This is a genomic window from Pseudomonas brassicacearum subsp. brassicacearum, from assembly GCF_008801605.1.
GTDB classification, from domain to species: domain Bacteria; phylum Pseudomonadota; class Gammaproteobacteria; order Pseudomonadales; family Pseudomonadaceae; genus Aquipseudomonas; species Aquipseudomonas brassicacearum.
Map to the genome: position 1 here is coordinate 231,853 of NZ_VZPJ01000002.1, position 16,751 is coordinate 248,603.

The 16,751-nt window shown below is 61.3% G+C and carries 16 protein-coding genes; 9 read left to right on the forward strand and 7 right to left on the reverse strand.

The window, feature by feature from the left end; genetic code table 11:
• Positions 1-17 precede the first annotated feature (17 nt).
• From F7R20_RS06860 to cfaB, 5 genes are all read left to right on the forward strand, one after another.
• A complete protein-coding gene (locus F7R20_RS06860) occupies positions 18-1,979 on the forward strand; it encodes a protease modulator HflK (RefSeq protein ID WP_003207030.1) in 1,962 nt (653 codons plus the stop codon).
• Complete coding sequence (gene hflC, locus F7R20_RS06865; RefSeq protein WP_003207028.1) at positions 1,976-3,016, forward strand: protease modulator HflC; 1,041 nt, start codon at positions 1,976-1,978, stop codon at positions 3,014-3,016. Before F7R20_RS06860 ends, hflC begins: the two co-directional genes overlap by 4 nt.
• Entirely contained in the window at positions 3,013-4,065 is a 1,053-nt protein-coding gene (gene hflK, locus F7R20_RS06870) for a protease modulator HflK (RefSeq protein WP_003207022.1), read from the forward strand. Before hflC ends, hflK begins: the two co-directional genes overlap by 4 nt.
• Entirely contained in the window at positions 4,062-5,981 is a 1,920-nt protein-coding gene (locus F7R20_RS06875) for a heavy metal translocating P-type ATPase (protein WP_003207020.1), read from the forward strand. Before hflK ends, F7R20_RS06875 begins: the two co-directional genes overlap by 4 nt.
• Before the next feature lie 184 nt (positions 5,982-6,165).
• Entirely contained in the window at positions 6,166-7,353 is a 1,188-nt protein-coding gene (gene cfaB / locus F7R20_RS06880) for a C17 cyclopropane fatty acid synthase CfaB (RefSeq protein WP_003207018.1), read from the forward strand.
• Here the strand turns inward: cfaB and cls are convergent.
• A complete protein-coding gene (cls, locus tag F7R20_RS06885) occupies positions 7,350-8,789 on the reverse strand; it encodes a cardiolipin synthase (RefSeq protein ID WP_003207017.1) in 1,440 nt (479 codons plus the stop codon). The genes cfaB and cls overlap by 4 nt on opposite strands.
• 142 nt (positions 8,790-8,931) lie before the next feature.
• Here cls and F7R20_RS06890 point away from each other — a divergent pair, with 142 nt between their 5' ends.
• Complete coding sequence (locus F7R20_RS06890) at positions 8,932-9,453, forward strand: DUF3617 domain-containing protein (protein WP_003207015.1); 522 nt, start codon at positions 8,932-8,934, stop codon at positions 9,451-9,453.
• A 125-nt stretch (positions 9,454-9,578) separates the two neighbouring features.
• On the opposite strand, the gene F7R20_RS06895 is transcribed toward F7R20_RS06890, so the two are convergent.
• The 5 genes from F7R20_RS06895 to F7R20_RS06915 all read right to left on the reverse strand — a co-directional run bounded on the left by F7R20_RS06895 (position 9,579) and on the right by F7R20_RS06915 (position 13,401).
• Positions 9,579-10,454, reverse strand: coding sequence for a metal ABC transporter substrate-binding protein (locus tag F7R20_RS06895; protein ID WP_003207014.1), 876 nt, complete (start codon positions 10,452-10,454; stop codon positions 9,579-9,581).
• Positions 10,455-10,464: 10 nt separating this feature from the next.
• Entirely contained in the window at positions 10,465-11,331 is an 867-nt protein-coding gene (locus tag F7R20_RS06900; RefSeq protein ID WP_003207012.1) for a metal ABC transporter permease, read from the reverse strand.
• The gene (locus tag F7R20_RS06905; protein ID WP_003207009.1) at positions 11,331-11,999 is read right to left on the reverse strand and encodes a metal ABC transporter ATP-binding protein; all 669 of its coding nucleotides are present in this window, start codon (positions 11,997-11,999) and stop codon (positions 11,331-11,333) included. Before F7R20_RS06905 ends, F7R20_RS06900 begins: the two co-directional genes overlap by 1 nt.
• Complete coding sequence (gene folE2 / locus F7R20_RS06910) at positions 11,996-12,892, reverse strand: GTP cyclohydrolase FolE2 (protein WP_003207007.1); 897 nt, start codon at positions 12,890-12,892, stop codon at positions 11,996-11,998. The genes F7R20_RS06905 and folE2 overlap by 4 nt, the downstream gene beginning before the upstream one ends.
• Before the next feature lie 116 nt (positions 12,893-13,008).
• Positions 13,009-13,401, reverse strand: a complete 393-nt coding sequence (locus F7R20_RS06915) for a glutamine synthetase (RefSeq protein WP_080684748.1) — start codon at positions 13,399-13,401, stop codon at positions 13,009-13,011.
• Positions 13,402-13,544: 143 nt separating this feature from the next.
• Between F7R20_RS06915 and zigA the strand changes: the two genes are divergently transcribed.
• A complete protein-coding gene (gene zigA / locus F7R20_RS06920; RefSeq protein WP_003207005.1) occupies positions 13,545-14,753 on the forward strand; it encodes a zinc metallochaperone GTPase ZigA in 1,209 nt (402 codons plus the stop codon).
• On the forward strand, positions 14,753-15,403 hold the full coding sequence (locus F7R20_RS06925; protein ID WP_033028165.1) for a DUF1826 domain-containing protein: 651 nt from the start codon (positions 14,753-14,755) through the stop codon (positions 15,401-15,403). The genes zigA and F7R20_RS06925 overlap by 1 nt, the downstream gene beginning before the upstream one ends.
• On the opposite strand, the gene F7R20_RS06930 is transcribed toward F7R20_RS06925, so the two are convergent.
• Positions 15,400-15,753 (reverse strand): hypothetical protein, encoded by a 354-nt coding sequence (locus F7R20_RS06930; protein WP_003207001.1) that lies wholly within the window; start codon positions 15,751-15,753, stop codon positions 15,400-15,402. The genes F7R20_RS06925 and F7R20_RS06930 overlap by 4 nt on opposite strands.
• A gap of 27 nt (positions 15,754-15,780) precedes the next feature.
• Between F7R20_RS06930 and F7R20_RS06935 the strand changes: the two genes are divergently transcribed.
• Positions 15,781-16,746 carry a CobW family GTP-binding protein gene (locus F7R20_RS06935; RefSeq protein WP_003207000.1) on the forward strand — a complete coding sequence of 322 codons (966 nt, stop codon included), beginning with the start codon at positions 15,781-15,783 and terminating at the stop codon, positions 16,744-16,746.
• The last annotated feature ends 5 nt before the right edge of the window (positions 16,747-16,751 follow it).

The following is a 16,751-nucleotide window of genomic DNA, read 5'->3' on the forward strand; positions in this document are numbered from 1 at the left end:
ACGAGTGCTGGGGTGGTATGCAAGTCGATCTTGATGTCGAGGGGGCACAGGTGGCCGAATGGCCACGTTTTCAGCGCGCGTCGTTTCAAGGGCGCCGTTTGAAGCAGATTGCTTTCGCCCTGGGAAGCGTGGCGGGCGTGGGCCTGGTACTGGCGTTTTTTATCGGGGTATTTTCGCCGCAATCGCTTTGGCCGGCGCTGCTGGTCAGCCAAGGTGCGGGACTGCTGGTGCTGGTGGCAGGTTTGCAATCGGCCTGGTGGGTCACGCAATGGCGTAGCAAGGCGCTGCTGCCAGCTGTGGATAACCTGCCGGCGGAAAACGAGCCTGTTGATAACCTGGGTTGGTATGAGCGGCTGCTGGAGCGAATTGGCGCTCGCGGGATCGGCCTGCTGAAACAGATCGGTGCGCCTGCGTTGTGGCTGGCCGGTTGGTCCGTGCTGGTATTGCTGGGCCTGGAGCAAGCCTGGAACTTGCAACTGCCGGCTGCCGCCCTCGGTGTCTCGGCCAGTGTGGGGGCGGTGTTGTCGTTGTTGTTGGCGTTCGGGCTATTGGTGTTCGAGCGGCAGTTGGCCCAGCAATCTCCCGTGGAATGGCCGGAAGCGCCGACGCTGGCGCAGCTGACGCGGGTGGCGATCATCGTGCTGGTGCTTGGCGCTTTGTGCTTGTTGTTCGCCGCAGAAACGTCCATCTGGCCGTTTCGCCTGGCGGTGCTGATGGGGCTGTTGCCGGGCGTGGTGGCGGCGGAGTTTTTGCTGCGCGCCGTGTTGTCGTTGTTCATCCCGCGCCGGAACGCTCTGGAACCGCCGCTGCTGGGCCGGAGTGTCATCGCCGATCTGCTGCGCTGGCCGCCGCAACCGTTGCTGGCCTTGCAGCACGAACTGCACAACCGTTTTGGCATCGACTTGCGGCAGATCTGGGCCTTCAGCTACATGCGCCGGGCTTTTTTACCGGTGTTGGCGCTGGTGTCGCTGGTGGGCTGGTTGTTGACGGGCGTGCACGAAGTGCCGCTGCAGGGACGTGGCATCTATGAGCGTTTTGGCAAACCGGTGGAGGTGTTCGGCCCGGGCTTGCATGTCGCGTTGCCTTGGCCGTGGGGCAGGGTGCTCAACGTCGAGAATGGCGTTGTGCATGAATTGGCGGCCAGCGTCGCGGAGAGTCGGGCAGTGGTCGAGGCTGAACCGGCGGAGGGACCGGCGCCGGCAATCGCCAATCGGTTGTGGGACGCCAGCCATGTGAACGACAAGTCCCAGGTCATTGCCAGTCGTCGTGCCGACCAGCAGAGCTTCCAGATCGTCAACATGGACGTGCGCTTTGTCTATCGCATCGGCCTGACGGACGCCGCGGCATTGGCGGCGACCTACAACAGCGCCGATGTGCCGACGCTGATCCGCAGCACCGCCAGCCGCATCCTGGTGCATGAATTTGCATCGCGCACGCTGGACGGTTTGCTGGGTGCGGACCGTGTCAGCCTCGCCGACGAAATCGGTCGCGCCGTCCAGGCTGATTTGCAATCGCTCGATAGCGGTGTGGAAATCCTGGCGACGGTGGTGGAGGCGATTCATCCGCCGGCCGGTGCGGCCAATGCCTACCACGGCGTACAGGCGGCGCAGATCGGCGCGCAGGCATTGATCGCCCGAGAGCGCGGCGCGGCGGCGGAACAGACCAACCAGGCACAATTGCAAGCCAGCGTCGCCCATGACCAAGCCACGGCCACCGCCCGGGAAATCAACGCGACTGCCCAGGCCGCCGACCTGCGCTTCAATGCCGACCGCAAAGCCTACGCCACGGCGGGGCACGCTTTTGTACTGGAGCATTACCTGAGCCAACTCAGCCAGGGCCTGGCCAATGCCCGGTTGCTGATTCTCGACCATCGCCTGGGCGGCAGCGGCAACGCGCCGACCATCGACTTGCGTACCTTCACGCTGCCGGCAGACCCCGCGTCGCCGCGTAACCCTGTCCCGCCAGGAGCTGCCCATTGAGCCAGTCCTCTTCACACGATCACCACGACCACGCTGGTCACGATCACGGCCATGCCGGTCATCACCATGGCCATCATCACCACCATCATGGCGATCCGCAACAGGCCGGTCCGTTCCCGTGGCGGCGGATGGGTTGGGCGGCGTTGCTGGTGGCGTTTGCCGTTGCGGCCGCAAGCCTGGTGCAAGTGCGCTCGGGGGAGGCCACGGTCATCACTCGTTTCGGTAATCCGGCGCGGGTACTGCTGCAACCTGGCTTGAGTTGGCGCTGGCCGGCGCCGTTCGAGGCGGCGATTCCGGTGGACCTGCGGTTACGCACCACCTCCAGCGGTTTGCAGGATGTCGGCACCCGTGATGGGCTGCGGATCATCGTCCAGGCCTACGTGGCGTGGCAGGTGCAAGGTGATCCGGAAAACGTGCAGCGTTTCATGCGCGCGGTGCAGAACCAACCGGACGAAGCCGCACGGCAGATCCGCACCTTCGTCGGCTCGGCGCTGGAAACCACCGCCGCCAGTTTTGACCTGGCGAATCTGGTCAATACCGATGCCAGCCAGGTGCGCATCGCCGATTTCGAAGCTCAGCTGCGTCAGCAGATCGATCAACAGTTGCTCACCACTTACGGCGTGCGCGTGTTGCAAGTCGGTGTCGAACGCCTGACCTTGCCCTCGGTGACACTGACGGCGACGGTGGATCGCATGCGCGCCGAGCGTGAAACCATCGCCACCGAACGCACCGCCGTCGGCAAGCGCGAAGCGGCGCAGATTCGCTCCGCCGCGGAACGTGATGCACGAGTCATGCAAGCCGATGCCACAGTGAAGGCCGCAGATATCGAAGCGCAGTCGCGGGTAGAAGCGGCTGAGATCTATGGTCGGGCATACGCCGGCTCCCCGCAGCTCTACAACCTGCTCCGTTCGTTGGACACCTTGGGCACCATTGTCAGCCCAGGCACGAAGCTGATTTTGCGCACCGATGCGGCGCCATTTCGTGTTCTGGTGGACGGTCCTGTTTCCGTGGAAGGCAAAGGTGGAACACAACCATGAGTTTGGTTCCACGTGGAACAAACGAGTTATCCAGCCCGTGGATCCAGGCCGGACGCCTGGCATTTCTTGCGCTTTACGCGGTCACGGTGCTGGCGGCGTTGGCCTGGGTCTTTTCCAACGTGCGGCAGATCGATCCGCAGAATCGTGCGGTGGTGCTGCACTTTGGTGCCTTGGATCGCATCCAGAATGCCGGCCTCTTGTTGGCGTGGCCTCGTCCTGTGGAACAAGTGGTCTTGCTGCCCGCTGCGGATCGGGTGCTTGAGCGGCGGGTGGAAAATCTGCTGCGTTCGGATGAGGCCCTGCAAGCCGATCGTGTCGCCAGTTTTGCCACGCCAGTCAGCGATGCGCTGGCCGGTTCTGGTTATTTATTGACCGGTGATGCCGGCGTGGTGCAACTGGATGTGCGGGTGTTCTACAAAGTCACCGACCCTTATTCCTTCGTCTTGCAAGGTGAACATGTCCTGCCGGCACTGGACCGGTTGGCGACCCGCAGTTCCGTGGCCCTGACTGCAGCCCGGGATCTGGACACCATTCTGGTGGCTCGCCCCGAACTGATGGGTAGCGACAACCAGGCGGCCGAGCGCCGCGAACGCTTGCGTGGCGATCTGGTGCAGGGGCTTAACCGACGCCTGGCTGACCTGGCGGCGACAGGGGAGGGGTTGGGTATCGAAGTGGTGCGGGTCGATGTGCAATCGAGTCTGCCGGGGCCGGCGGTGAGTGCCTTCAACGCGGTGCTGACGGCCAGTCAGCAGGCCGATAAAGCCGTGGCCAACGCGCGCACCGAAGCCGAAAAGCTCACCCAGGCCGCCCGCCAAGACGCCGACCGTGCCGTGCAGGTCGCCCATGCCCAGGCCAGCGAACGGCTCGCCAAGGCTTCGGCTGACACGGCGACGGTGCTGGGCCTGGCGAAGACCCAAGTTAGCGATCCGCAAATGCTGCTGCGCCTGTATCGCGAACGCATGCCTACCATCCTTCGCCAGGCCGGTTCAGTGACCACGGTCGATCCGAAAGACGATTCCCGCCTGATTATCCAGGGAGCCGGACAATGACCGCCCAAACCAGCGCTGCACCGATGTTGTCCTCGACGGAACAACGCATCGCCGCCCGACAACTGACCTTGGCGATGCTCGCCCTCGGCTTGCTCGCATTGGGCCTGGCATGGCGCGGTTGGTCGCCAGAGCAGAGCGGTGTCAGCCAACTGCTGTTGGGGTTCGCCTCGCTGTTGGTGGCAGTGCCGGTGATGCGTTCGGCCTGGTACAGCTTGCGTTACCCAAGCCTGCACGGGATTACCGACCAACTTATCGCCCTGGCGATGCTCGGTGCCTGGGCCACCGGCGATCTGCTGACGGCGGCGTTGTTGCCGATCATCATGATCTTCGGGCATGTGCTGGAAGAGCGCAGCGTCATTGGCTCCCAGGAGGCGATCCATGCCCTTGGCCAACTGACCCGCAGCCAAGGTCGCAAGGTGCAGGCCGACGGATCGATCATCGATGTCGACAACGCGACGCTCCAGCCTGGCGATGTCGTGGAGGTGCGCGCGGGCGATCGGGTGCCGGCCGATGGTTGTGTGTTGTCCGGCCAAGCCAGCCTCGACACCGCGCCCATCACGGGTGAGTCGGTGCCGTTGGAGGCTGTGGTCGGCACTGAGGTCTTTGGTGGCGCGATCAACCTGGATGGTCTGCTGCGCCTGGAAGTGACCCGGACCGGCGAAGAATCCACCTTGGGCAAGGTCATTGCCCTGATGCAAAACGCCGAACGCTCCAAGCCGCCCATCACTCGCTTGCTGGAACGCTACGCCGGCAGTTACCTGGTACTGGTGTTGTTGCTGGCGGCGGTGACCTGGTTCGTGACCAACGATGCCCAGGCGATGCTGGCAGTATTGGTCGCCGCTTGCCCTTGTGCGTTGGTGCTGTCGGCGCCGGCCACCGCCATTGCCGGGATCGCGGTGGCGGCGCGCCATGGGATCCTGATCCGCAGCTCGGCCTTCCTGGAAGAACTGGCGGACCTGACGTCGTTGGTTGTCGACAAGACCGGCACCCTGACCTACGGCGTCCTGCGCCTGCAATCCATCGAATATGCCCAGGATGCTCCCTCATCGTTGCTGCTACCTTTGGCTGCCAGCCTCGGTTCGGCCAGCAGCCATCCGGTCAGTCGTGCGTTGGCGGGGTTGGTGGAGCAGGAAGACTGCCTGGCGCTGACGGACATCCATGAGCGCCAGGGCCTGGGGGTGGTCGCGATGACCGCCCAGGGCGAAGCGGCGCTCGGCCGGCCGGAGTTGTTTGCACAGCTGGGCATTCAAACGTCTGCGGTCCCGGAGCACGACGGCCCGATTGCCGGCCTGGCCCTGGACGGGCAGTTCCTCGCCTGGCTGTTGTTGGCCGACAGCGTCAAGCCGGAGGCACGGATGGCCATGGCCGAGCTGCGCGAGCTGGGCCTGGGGCGGCAGCTGCTGTTGACCGGCGACCGCCAGAGCGTGGCCACGACCCTGGCCCGGGATGTCGGCATCGGCGACTTGCAAGCCCAGGCCCTACCGGAAGACAAACTCAAGCGAGTCATGGCCGAAATCGACCATGGATTCCGCCCCATGGTAGTGGGCGATGGCATCAACGATTCCCTGGCGCTCAAGGCCGGGGTGGTCGGCGTTGCAATGGGCGCCGGCGGCGCAGATATCGCCCTGGCGTCGGCAGACATCGTGCTGATCGGCAGCGATTTGCGTCGCCTGGGCACTTGCGTGCGATTGAGCCGCCAATGCAGGCGCACGTTGCAGGTCAACGTGATCATTGGCCTGGGCTGGACGCTGGCAATCGTCGCCTTTGCCGCCTTCGGTTGGCTCGGCGCGGCAGGGGCGATGATCGCTGCGCTGCTGCATAATCTCAGTACCCTGCTAGTGTTAGGTAATGCGGGGCGATTGCTGCGGTTCCAGGAGCCACTCCTGAAAATTCAAGCGAAGGGAGCCGTTGGATAACCCTTGGCGAACTGTGCGTCACCCTTGCAGTCTCTGTTGGAGAGGGCGCACCCATACTGGCAGTACCCGGCACAAGGAGTGAATTTGGGACGGTGATAGAAAAAGGCTATAAATTCGATAGCCTGCTATTTTTCTATGATGGTCTACCCTCATTTTCAGACGTCTGAAACAAGGGGGATTTTTCATGCTCGCGCAACTTCCACCGGCCTTACAGAATCTGCACCTACCGCTTCGGTTGCGGCTCTGGGATGGCCATGAGTTTTCACTGGGTGACGACCCCAGTGTCACGATCGTGGTCAAGGACCCACAAATGGTCGCGCAATTCACCCATCCCAGCCTGGATGCGCTAGGAGCGGCATTCGTCGAAGGCAAACTGGAACTCGAAGGTTCGATTCACGAAGTCATTCGTGTCTGCGATGAATGGAGCCAGGCCTTGGTCGAGGATGACGCCGACAACCCGCCGGTTAGATCACTCCACGACAAGGAAACCGACGCCAAGGCGATCTCCTATCACTACGATCTTTCCAACGCGTTCTATCAGCTGTGGCTCGACAGTGACATGGCCTATTCCTGTGCCTATTTCGAGACGGGCAGTGAAACCCTCGAACAGGCCCAGCAAGCCAAATTCCGCCACTTGTGCCGCAAGCTGCGATTACAGCCGGGTGACTACCTGCTGGATGTCGGATGTGGGTGGGGCGGCCTGGCCCGTTACGCTGCGCGCGAGTTCGGTGCCAAAGTCTTCGGGATTACCCTGAGCAAGGCGCAGCTGACACTGGCTAGGGAACGGGTCAAGGCAGAGGGCCTGGAGGATCTGGTCGAGTTGCAATTGCTGGACTACCGCGACCTGCCCCAGGACGGTCGTTTCGACAAAGTGGTCAGCGTTGGCATGTTCGAGCATGTTGGCCACGCCAACCTCGAGCAGTACTGCAAGACGCTGTTCGGCGCGGTGCGTGAGGGCGGGTTGGTGATGAACCATGGCATCACCGCCAAGCACACCGACGGTCGTCCAGTCGGTCGCGGCGCCGGTGAATTCATCGAGAAGTATGTATTCCCCAACGGCGAACTGCCGCACCTGTCGATGATCTCTGCCGAGATCAGCGAAGCGGGGCTGGAAATCGTCGACGTGGAAAGCCTGCGCCTGCATTACGCGCGCACGCTCGATCACTGGAGTGAACGCCTGGAGGACAATCTCGAGGCCGCCGCGAAGGAAGTGCCGGAACAGGCGTTGCGGATCTGGCGTCTGTACCTGGCCGGCTGTGCCTACGCGTTCGCCAAGGGCTGGATCAATCTGCACCAGATCCTGGCGGTGAAGGCCCACGCCGACGGTAGCCATGAGTTGCCCTGGACCCGCGACGACATCTACACCCCTTAGAGAATCGGGGAAATGAGCCGGGCGACCCGCATGCCGATCTTCTGCAGGCGGTGGGTCTCCCGGCTTTCCTGTTTGTCGATTTCCACGGCTTGGGCGAAGTCCTGCTCAAGCATCTGCTCGACCTCGGTGGCGAAAGGGATATCCACCGTGAGCAGCATGACTTCGAAATTCAGGCGGAACGAACGGTTGTCCAGGTTCGCACTGCCGATTGCGCTGATTTCCCGGTCGATCAGCACCACTTTCTGATGCAGGAAACCCGGCGTATAGCGGAACATCCGCACACCGGCCCGCACCGCTTCAAACGCATAAAGGCTGGACGCGGCATAGACAATCTTGTGGTCCGGCCGCGAGGGCAGCAGGATGCGCACATCCACCCCGCGCAGCACCGCCAGGCGCAAGGCGGCGAACACCGCTTCGTCAGGGATGAAGTAAGGCGTTGTGATCCAGACTCGCTCACTGGCCGCATGGATAGCCTCGACGAAAAACAGCGAACAGGTTTCGTAGGCATCGGCCGGGCCGCTGGTCAGCAATTGGCAGAGCACACCGTCGTCCGGGTAGGTGTCTGGCAGGATCAGCGGTGGCAGCGAACGGGCCGCCCAGAACCAGTCCTCGGCAAACGACTCTTGCATACTCCCCACCACCGGGCCGCAGACTTCGACATGAGTGTCGCGCCACGGCGCCAGCGGCGGCTTTTCGCCCATGTACTCATCGCCCACGTTGTGTCCGCCAACGAAGCCTAGAACGCCATCCACCGCCACGATCTTGCGGTGGTTGCGAAAGTTGACCTGGAACCGATTGAGCCAGCCGCTGCGGGTGGCGAAGGCTTTCACGTGGACACCACCGTCGCGCAGCGCCTGGACGTAGCGGTGGGGCAGGGAGTGGCTACCAATGCGGTCATAAAGCAGATACACCGCCACGCCTTCGGCGGCTTTTTTCAGGAGCAGTGTCTGCAGGCGTAGGCCGAGGCGGTCATCGTGGATGATGAAAAATTGAATCAGCACGGCCTGCCGCGCGTTATCGATGGCCTGGAAGATTGCCTCGAACGTGGCCTGCCCATTGACGAGCAAGCGCACCTGATTGTTCGCCAGGCAAGGTGTGCGCCCCAGCTTGGGCATGGCCCGCAGCGAGTCGTAGGCCTGGGACGCGCGAGCGGTCAAAGCCTCTTCGACCCACGGCCGCCAGTTCAACTCGGAGATCGCCTTGCGCATCTCTTCGTTGGCTTGTCGGCGCGCCTTGATGTAGCCATCAAAAGTGCTGCGCCCGAAAACCAGGTAAGGGATCAATGTCAGGTAGGGAATAAACAGCAGCGACAGGGCCCAGGCAATCGAGCCTTGGGCCGTGCGCACCGTCAATACGGCGTGGACGGCGGCAATGGAACCCAGGGTGTGGAGCAGCGCGATCAGGTAACCGAAAACATGCGGGCCGAAATAATCCATGGGGGCATTCTTGCTCCGGAAGTTTCAATGCTTAACAGACCATGTTCCATGGCGAATGTCGCTATTTAATTCACTTGTCCCGGGCTTGAACCGAAGCCTGTGGGCGGCGTCTAACGGCCACTTGTCCTCTGGAGTTTATGCAATGAATGTTCGTCTGCTGGGTGTGGCCTTGGCAATGGGGTTGTCGGTTCCGATGGCGGCTCAGGCGCAGATGCTCCAGCCGGGTTTGTGGGAGCTGACCACCAGCAACATGAAGGTCGATAACCAGAACCTGCCAGACCTGCAACTGATCCTGGGCCAGGTGCAGAACCAGATGACTCCGGAACAACGGGCGATGCTGGAAAAGCAGGGCATCACCATGGGCGGTAAAGGCATCCGTGTCTGCCTGACCCCGGCGCAGGTGCAAACCAATGACATTCCGCTGCAAGACCCGCAATCGGGTTGCAAGCAGCAGATCACCGAGCGCACCGGCAATCAGTGGAAGTTTCGCTTCAGTTGCCCGAAAGCCCAGGGTAATGGCGTTGCGACGTTCCAGAGCGATCGTGAATTCACCACCAAGGTCAACGGCACGTTCAATGCCACCGGCATCCAGCAGAACGGCAGTCTCGACACTCGCGCGGTGTGGCTGGGGCAGGATTGCGGGACGGTCAAGCCGAGGGCTTGAAGCGGGTATGAAGTAATCGTTTGGAGAATCTGTGGGAGCAAAGCTTGCTCGCGACGCAAACAACTCGGTACATCGCCAGGGGCGTCACCGTTCATCGCAGGCAAGCCTTGCTCCGACAAATGCTCTCAAGGCCGACTCAGCGCCTCATACAACGTATTGAGGTTGTATTCGAACAGACCAGTAAAGGTGCTGGCCGGTCCGCTGGCCGCGAGTGCATCGGAATACAGCGTGCCGCCGATGTGCGCGCCGCTCTCGTCGGCGATCTGCTTGAGCAGGCGTGCGTCCTTGATGTTTTCCATGAACACCGCTTTGACCTTCGCCTGACGGATCTGGGTAATCAGTGCCGCGACTTCTGCTGCCGACGGTTCACGCTCTGTGGATAAACCCTGGGGCGCCATGAACTCGATGCCATAGGCTTGGCCCAGGTAACCGAATGCATCGTGGGAGGTCACGATCTTGCGATTGCCTGGTGGCAATGCACCGAGCTTGGCCTTGGCTACGGCGAGCAGGGCGTAGATTTTCTTCAGGTACGCCTGGCTGTTGCGTTCGTAATCGGCCTTGTTGGCCGGGTCAGCAGCTTCCAATGCCTTGGTGATGTTGCTGACATACAGCTCGGCATTCGCCAGGTTGTGCCATGCGTGCGGGTCGGGGATGGTCTCGCCATCCTCATCCAGTGAGCGGGGGATGACGCCGCGGCTGGCGCTGATCACCGGAGCAGTGGTTTCAGTGCTGGTCACCAGGCGATCCAACCATGGCTCGAAGCCCAGTCCATTCTTGATGATCAGTTTTGCCTTGAGCAGTGCCTTGGCGTCGTCTGGCGTGGGTTCGTAGGTGTGTGCATCAGCGTCCGGGCCGACCATGTTGGTGATGTGGATATGCTCACCGCCGACCTGTCGGGTCATGTCGGCGAGGATGCTGAAGCTCGTCACCACCTGGAGCTTTTCGGCGGCGGACAGGGACATGGACAGCATCAGACTGAATAGCACGAGCAGAACGCGCATCGGAAACACCTCATTGGGATGTGAGCAAAGGCGGGCGGCGCAGCAAACCGTGCACCGGACCGAATACCACCGACAACAGATACAACGCGCCCGCCACCAGTACGATGGACGGCCCGCTGGGCAGTGAGTAATAGAAAGACAGCAACAGGCCAAGCCACACCGAGAGGCAGCCAAGCAGCGCCGCGATCAGCATCAGCAGTGGCAGGCGACGGCTCCAGAATCGCGATGCGGCGGCAGGCAACATCATCAGGCCGACCACCATCAGCGCACCGATGGCCTGGAAGCCGATCACCAGGTTCAACACCACCAGGGTCAGGAACACACCATGGGCCAACGGGCCGAGACGACTGACGGTTTGCAGGAACAGTGGGTCCAGCGTATCGAGCAGCAACGGTCGGTAAATCAACGCCATCGCCAACAGGCTGGCACCGGATACCCAGAGCATGCCGGTAAGTGTCGGGCCGTCTACCGCCAGCGCCGAGCCGAACAGCAAGTGAAGCAAGTCTAGGCGTTTACCGGCCATGCCGAGGATCAACACGCCGGCCGCCAGGGAAATGGGATAAATCGCCGCGAGGCTGGCGTCTTCCCGTAGGCCGGTGCGCCGGGTAATCCAGGCGGCGAGTCCGGCCATGCTCAGGCCCGCGCCCAGGCCGCCAATGGTCAGGGCTGGCAGGCTCAGCCCGGCGAACCAGAAACCCAGGGCGGCGCCAGGCAGAATGCCGTGCGCTACGGCGTCACCAATCAAGCTCATGCGCCGAAGAATCAGGAACACGCCCAACGGTGCCGTACTGCACGCCAGCACCAGGCCGCCGAGCAAGGCCCTGCGCATGAAGACAAACTCTTGAAACGGTTGCCAGAGATGAGTGGCCGCAAGCATCAGGCCACCCACGTGTGGGGTTGTTGAGCGATCAAGTCGACGCTGCGGCCCAGCACGCAGCCGGTGTTGCTGATCAGCAGCGTATGGGGGATATGTTGGCGGACCGCTGCCAGATCATGGCATACCACCACGACGGTTCGGCCCTGGGCGTGCCAGTGATGGAGGTGTTTCCACAGCAGCGCCTGGCCCTGTTCGTCGAGGGCGGCGTGGGGTTCGTCGAGCAACAGCAGTGGCGCTTCGGCCAGGCTCAGGCGAGCGAGCAGGGCGCGTTGCAGCTCGCCCCCAGACAGCGCCATTAGCGGACGATGTTCGAGGCCGGTCAGCGCCCAGTCGGCCAGTACGGTCTGGAGCAACTGCCTTCGCATGGCTGGCGTATGTCGATTACCCCAGGAACCGGCGGCCACCAACTCTTGCAAACTGATGGGAAATTGCCGATCCAGATGTTGCTGCTGCGGCATGAACGAAACCCCACCACGGCGTGGAACATCCAAGGTGACTTTGCCGGAGAGCGGTTTTTGCAGCCCCGCGAGCACTTTCAATAGGCTACTTTTGCCCGAGCCGTTGGCACCGATGATGGCGGTAAGACTGCCGGCCGATCGCTGCATCGCGAGCGGCGGTGTGAGGGGTTGTCCGGGTGCGCCCCAGCGCAGTGCTTGGCAGTTGATCATGATGCCTCCCGCGTCCAGCTGCTTTGCGCCACGGCGTCATGGGCGTGCAGGCTTTCGGCGTGAACGACGCGCACATTCAACGCAACGATGTCGGGTGACCGCCTCAGGACCGTGCTTAATCGCCGCGCAGCGTCTTCGCAGAACATCAGGTTTTGGCCGTTGGCCAGGGCGAAGGCCTGTTCATCGGCGCGCTTGACGGCGGTTTGCACAGCGGTGCCGAGGGCTGCTTCGGCTTCGTTGATGAAAGACTGCAGCGGTAAATCGTCGGCATCGGCATTCAGGTGTAGGGTCAGGCTCGCCGTACTGCGTTGGCTATGAGGGGTGGCGACAATGCCATTCGATGAACCTAGCCAGGCCAGGATCTCGGCGTGCTCAAGTTTCTTGTTAGCGAAGTCATCGACGAATTGCTGTTGGATCAATTGCCGGGCAAGTGCGGCCGAACAAGGGCAGGTGGAGGAATAGGGAATCTGGATTTTCAGTTCCACGTGGAACACTGCGTTTTTCAAGTGGGCTTCGATGCTCACCGGGTAGCGTTTCCAACCCTCAAGCGGGCTGATGAGTGCCGGACGCTTGAGCAGCAGATCGGTATACACACTGAGCGATGCCGCGTGGGACAAACCTTCATGGCTATCGAGAAATTGCTGAAGGATTCGACGCAATAACGCCGGCGAAAGCGTCGTCTCTTCGAGCAGCTCTAGCGCCAGGTATAAGCGTGACATGTGAATGCCGCGCGCCTCACCGTCATCAAGGCTGACACCTGCGTCGGCCATTGCACTGAGACGTTGGCCGTCAATCAACACCGGTGTTGCGATGCCGCACATACCCACCCAATCAAGGGGCAGGGTTTGACGTGAAGCCTGCGCTGCGATGTCGGGCAGGGTTAACGCGTTCATGGTCAAGGTCCATCGAAGGTTCAGAATTAGATGTTATAGTATAACAACTAATTTAGAGAAACCTTTTCCATGAAAGGAGTTTCATCTCCCTAAACGTTTACGTTCCACGTGAAACATCAGCGCGATGAATCCTGGCAACCGTTCATGCGTCCGCATACAAATGCACCCGCACTACCACCAGAACTCGAGAAACGATTGAGGGTCGTCCAGCCCACACGCCGGCTGTATCCGACCCAACTTTCTCCATCCGATGCCAAACCAGTAAAGAAGGTGAGCTGACCGTAACGGCTATTGGTTTGCGCCCAATAACGACGACTGGCCGTTTCAAAACCTCGTAAATAAATGGTGTTTCCCGCCGTTGCGACGCTGTAGGCATTGCCCTGAATGTCCACGCACGCCAGCAGATTTGCACTACGGGTGCAGTTCGCCAGGAGAGGGGTTTGGGCCGAAGCGCTTAACCCCCACAGCAACAACAGGCTCGCTAATACGAATTTCAGATGGTTGCGCATGGAGTGATCTCAGGCCAATGAGGGATGGCGGGGGCTGGTTGAATTGTGTTGTTATACTATAACATAAAACACCGTGACCCTGACCCCAGCCAAACCTGGAAACGAGCCGTAGTCGAAGCGGCCGCCCGATGAGGATATACCTGATGCCCAATCGTCTTCCCGTAACCGTGCTTTCCGGATTCCTCGGTGCCGGTAAAAGTACGCTGCTCAACCACGTTTTGCGTAATCGCGACAATCTGCGGGTTGCGGTGATCGTCAACGATATGAGCGAGATCAACATTGATGGCAGCGAAGTCCAGCGAGATGTCACCCTGAGTCGTTCCGAAGAAAAGCTAGTGGAAATGAGCAACGGCTGCATCTGCTGCACGTTGCGCGAGGACTTGCTCGAAGAAGTCGGGCAACTCGCCAGGGAAGGGCGTTTCGATTATCTGTTGATCGAATCCACAGGCATCTCCGAACCGTTGCCAGTGGCAGAAACGTTCACTTTTCGTGACGAAGAAGGTCGAAGCCTTGCCGATGTTGCGCGGCTCGACACCATGGTGACGGTGGTCGATGGGGTGAATTTCCTGCTGGATTACCAGGCCGCTGAAAGTCTTGCGTCACGGGGTGAAACCCTGGGTGAGGACGATGAACGCTCGATCACTGACCTGCTGATCGAACAGATCGAGTTTGCCGACGTGATTCTGATCAGCAAAATTGACCTGATCAGCCAGCATGATCGGGAAGAATTGATCGCAATTGTGCAACGTCTCAACGCCCAGGCGCAGATCCTCCCCATGGTCATGGGGCAGGTGCCGCTGGGCAGAATCCTCGACACGGGCCTTTTCGACTTCGAACGCGCCGCCCAGGCCCCTGGCTGGCTACAGGAACTGCGTGGCGAGCACGTGCCAGAAACCGAGGAATATGGCATCGCCTCGACCGCCTACCGAGCACGCCGGCCGTTTCATCCCGAGCGCTTCTTCAATTTCATCGACCGTCCCTGGCCTAATGGCAAACTCCTGCGCTCCAAGGGTTTCTTCTGGCTGGCCAGCAAACCTGAGGAAGCGGGCAGTTGGTCCCAGGCCGGAGGCTTGATGCGGCATGGCTTCGCCGGGCGCTGGTGGCGGTTCGTGCCGAAAAACCAATGGCCGCAAGATGAGGAAAGTACAGCGGCGATCATGAAGAACTGGCTTGCTGCCACAGGCGATTGCCGCCAGGAGCTGGTCTTCATTGGTCAAGACATCGACTTCAGCCAGCTCACCGCCGAACTGGACGCTTGCTTGCTCACCGACGCGGAAATGGCCCTCGGTGTTGAAAGTTGGCGCCTGTTGCCGGATCCGTTCGGTCCATGGCATGAAGAGGTCGCGGCGTGATGCTGGCGCCCAATCTGAAAAGGGCAGCGCAGGCACGACAGGTCAAAGGTGATACGCCAGGAGTATTCATGCAGATCCTGGACGACGGCACTAACCTGGCGGTCTGGCAGCGCCGGCTTCCTGCACACATCAGCGATTTTGCGACCATGGTGCTGGCGATGGACCAGTCGCTGGCCGAATCACGTGTGCTTGAGTTGCCGGAGGATGACACGCAGCCGGCGTTGCAAGGCCTGGCTGCAGGTTTCAGCGACCTGCAAGGCTATGAAGGCTTTATCGCCGATGTCTCCTGGCTCGTCAGTGCATTTGCCTGCCTATTGGGTGCCCAACGTGTCGGTCTGCGCCTGCGCACGCTGGACAAGGCGATGTGCCCGCGCTTTCACGTCGACCACGTGCCGGTGCGGTTGCTGACCACCTATGCAGGCGTCGGCAGCCAGTGGCTCGAGGAAGGTGTCATGGACCGTCGACGACTTTCCGAGCCTGAGGCTGAGCCCAGTGATCCGTGCGTGATCCAGCAGTTTCGTTGCGGTGATGTGGGTTTGCTTAAAGGCGAAAAATGGCACGGTAACGAAGGCCTTGGCCTGATCCATCGCTCGCCGGAACCCGCGCCGGGAGAGCGTCGACTGATTCTCACGCTGGATTGGCTGGCTTAAGGCTTAAGCCAGGTACCCTGGCTTTTTCCTTCGCAAAATGGCTGCAGATAAGCGGTATCGGTCGCCACGCCGTAATAGTGAATATCCTGGCGGTAAGGCATATTGGCGACTTGGGCGTTGCTGCAGATGCCGAACGCGCCGCCAGGGCATTGATCGACGTATTGCACCTCGACTTTCTGACCGGCAAGGTTTGGCTGGCAGAAACCGTCGGCAAACAGCTTCTGCGGGATGTTGCGGTTCTGCTGGCAGACTTTCACATCCAGCCGTTCCGCCTGGCTGTGGACCACACAAGCCTGGGCCAATGCCTGGTTCGAAGTCAGTGCCAGTAACAACCAACCGATCATTCGCATATTCACCTCCATCGAAAGCCGTCGATTATGTTGCAGCACATTCCCACCCATGTCATCGCCGGTCCCTTGGGCGCCGGCAAGACCAGCCTGATCAGGCATCTGCTGGCGCAGCGACCGGCCAATGAACGCTGGGCGGTGCTGATCAATGAGTTCGGTCAGATCGGCCTGGATGCCGCGTTGCTGACCCAGGCTGGCGATGGTATCGCACTGGGCGAAGTGGCCGGTGGCTGCTTGTGCTGCGTCAACGGCGCGCCGTTTCAGATCGGTCTTGGGCGTTTGCTGCGCAAGGCCAGGCCGGATCGGCTATTCATCGAGCCCTCGGGCCTGGGGCATCCGGCGCAGTTGATGCGCCAGCTGAGCGAAGCGCCATGGCTCGGCGTGCTGGCGGTGCAACCCTGTGTGCTGGTGTTGGATGCCCGGGCGATGGTGGACGGCAAGCCTTTGCCCGACGCGCAGCAACAAACCCTGGCGGATGCCGGACTGCTGGTGCTGAACAAGTCCGAGACCCTCACACAAGCCGATCGCCAACGGCTGGAGGCGCAACTCTCAGGGCGTGCGTTGTACTGGACACAGCAGGCTGCGCTGCCGATCGATCGATTACCAGGCCTTGCGGCTCGGGGCAGTGGGGTTGTGGATAACTTGAATCTACCGAGGAGCTTGGGCCAGATACCGGCCATCTGGTCCGACCCGACGCTGCCGATCTGCCTGTATCAGCAGCAGGAAGGTGGCTGGAGTATTGGTTGGCGCTGGCACCCCAGCCAGCAATTCGACGCAGCGGCACTGGAGCGATGGCTACAAGGCCAAGACTGGAGACGGGCGAAGATGGTTATCCACAGCGTCGACGGCTGGGTTTCAGCCAATGCGCTGGAGGGGGCGGCGCTGGGCTGGCAAGCCAGTGAGTGGCGCCAGGATTCTCGGATCGAGCTGATTTTCGATCAGGCGCAAGACGTTGATGGTCTGCAAGCCGGGCTGGCGAATTGTCGGTGTCGCTGAGTCAG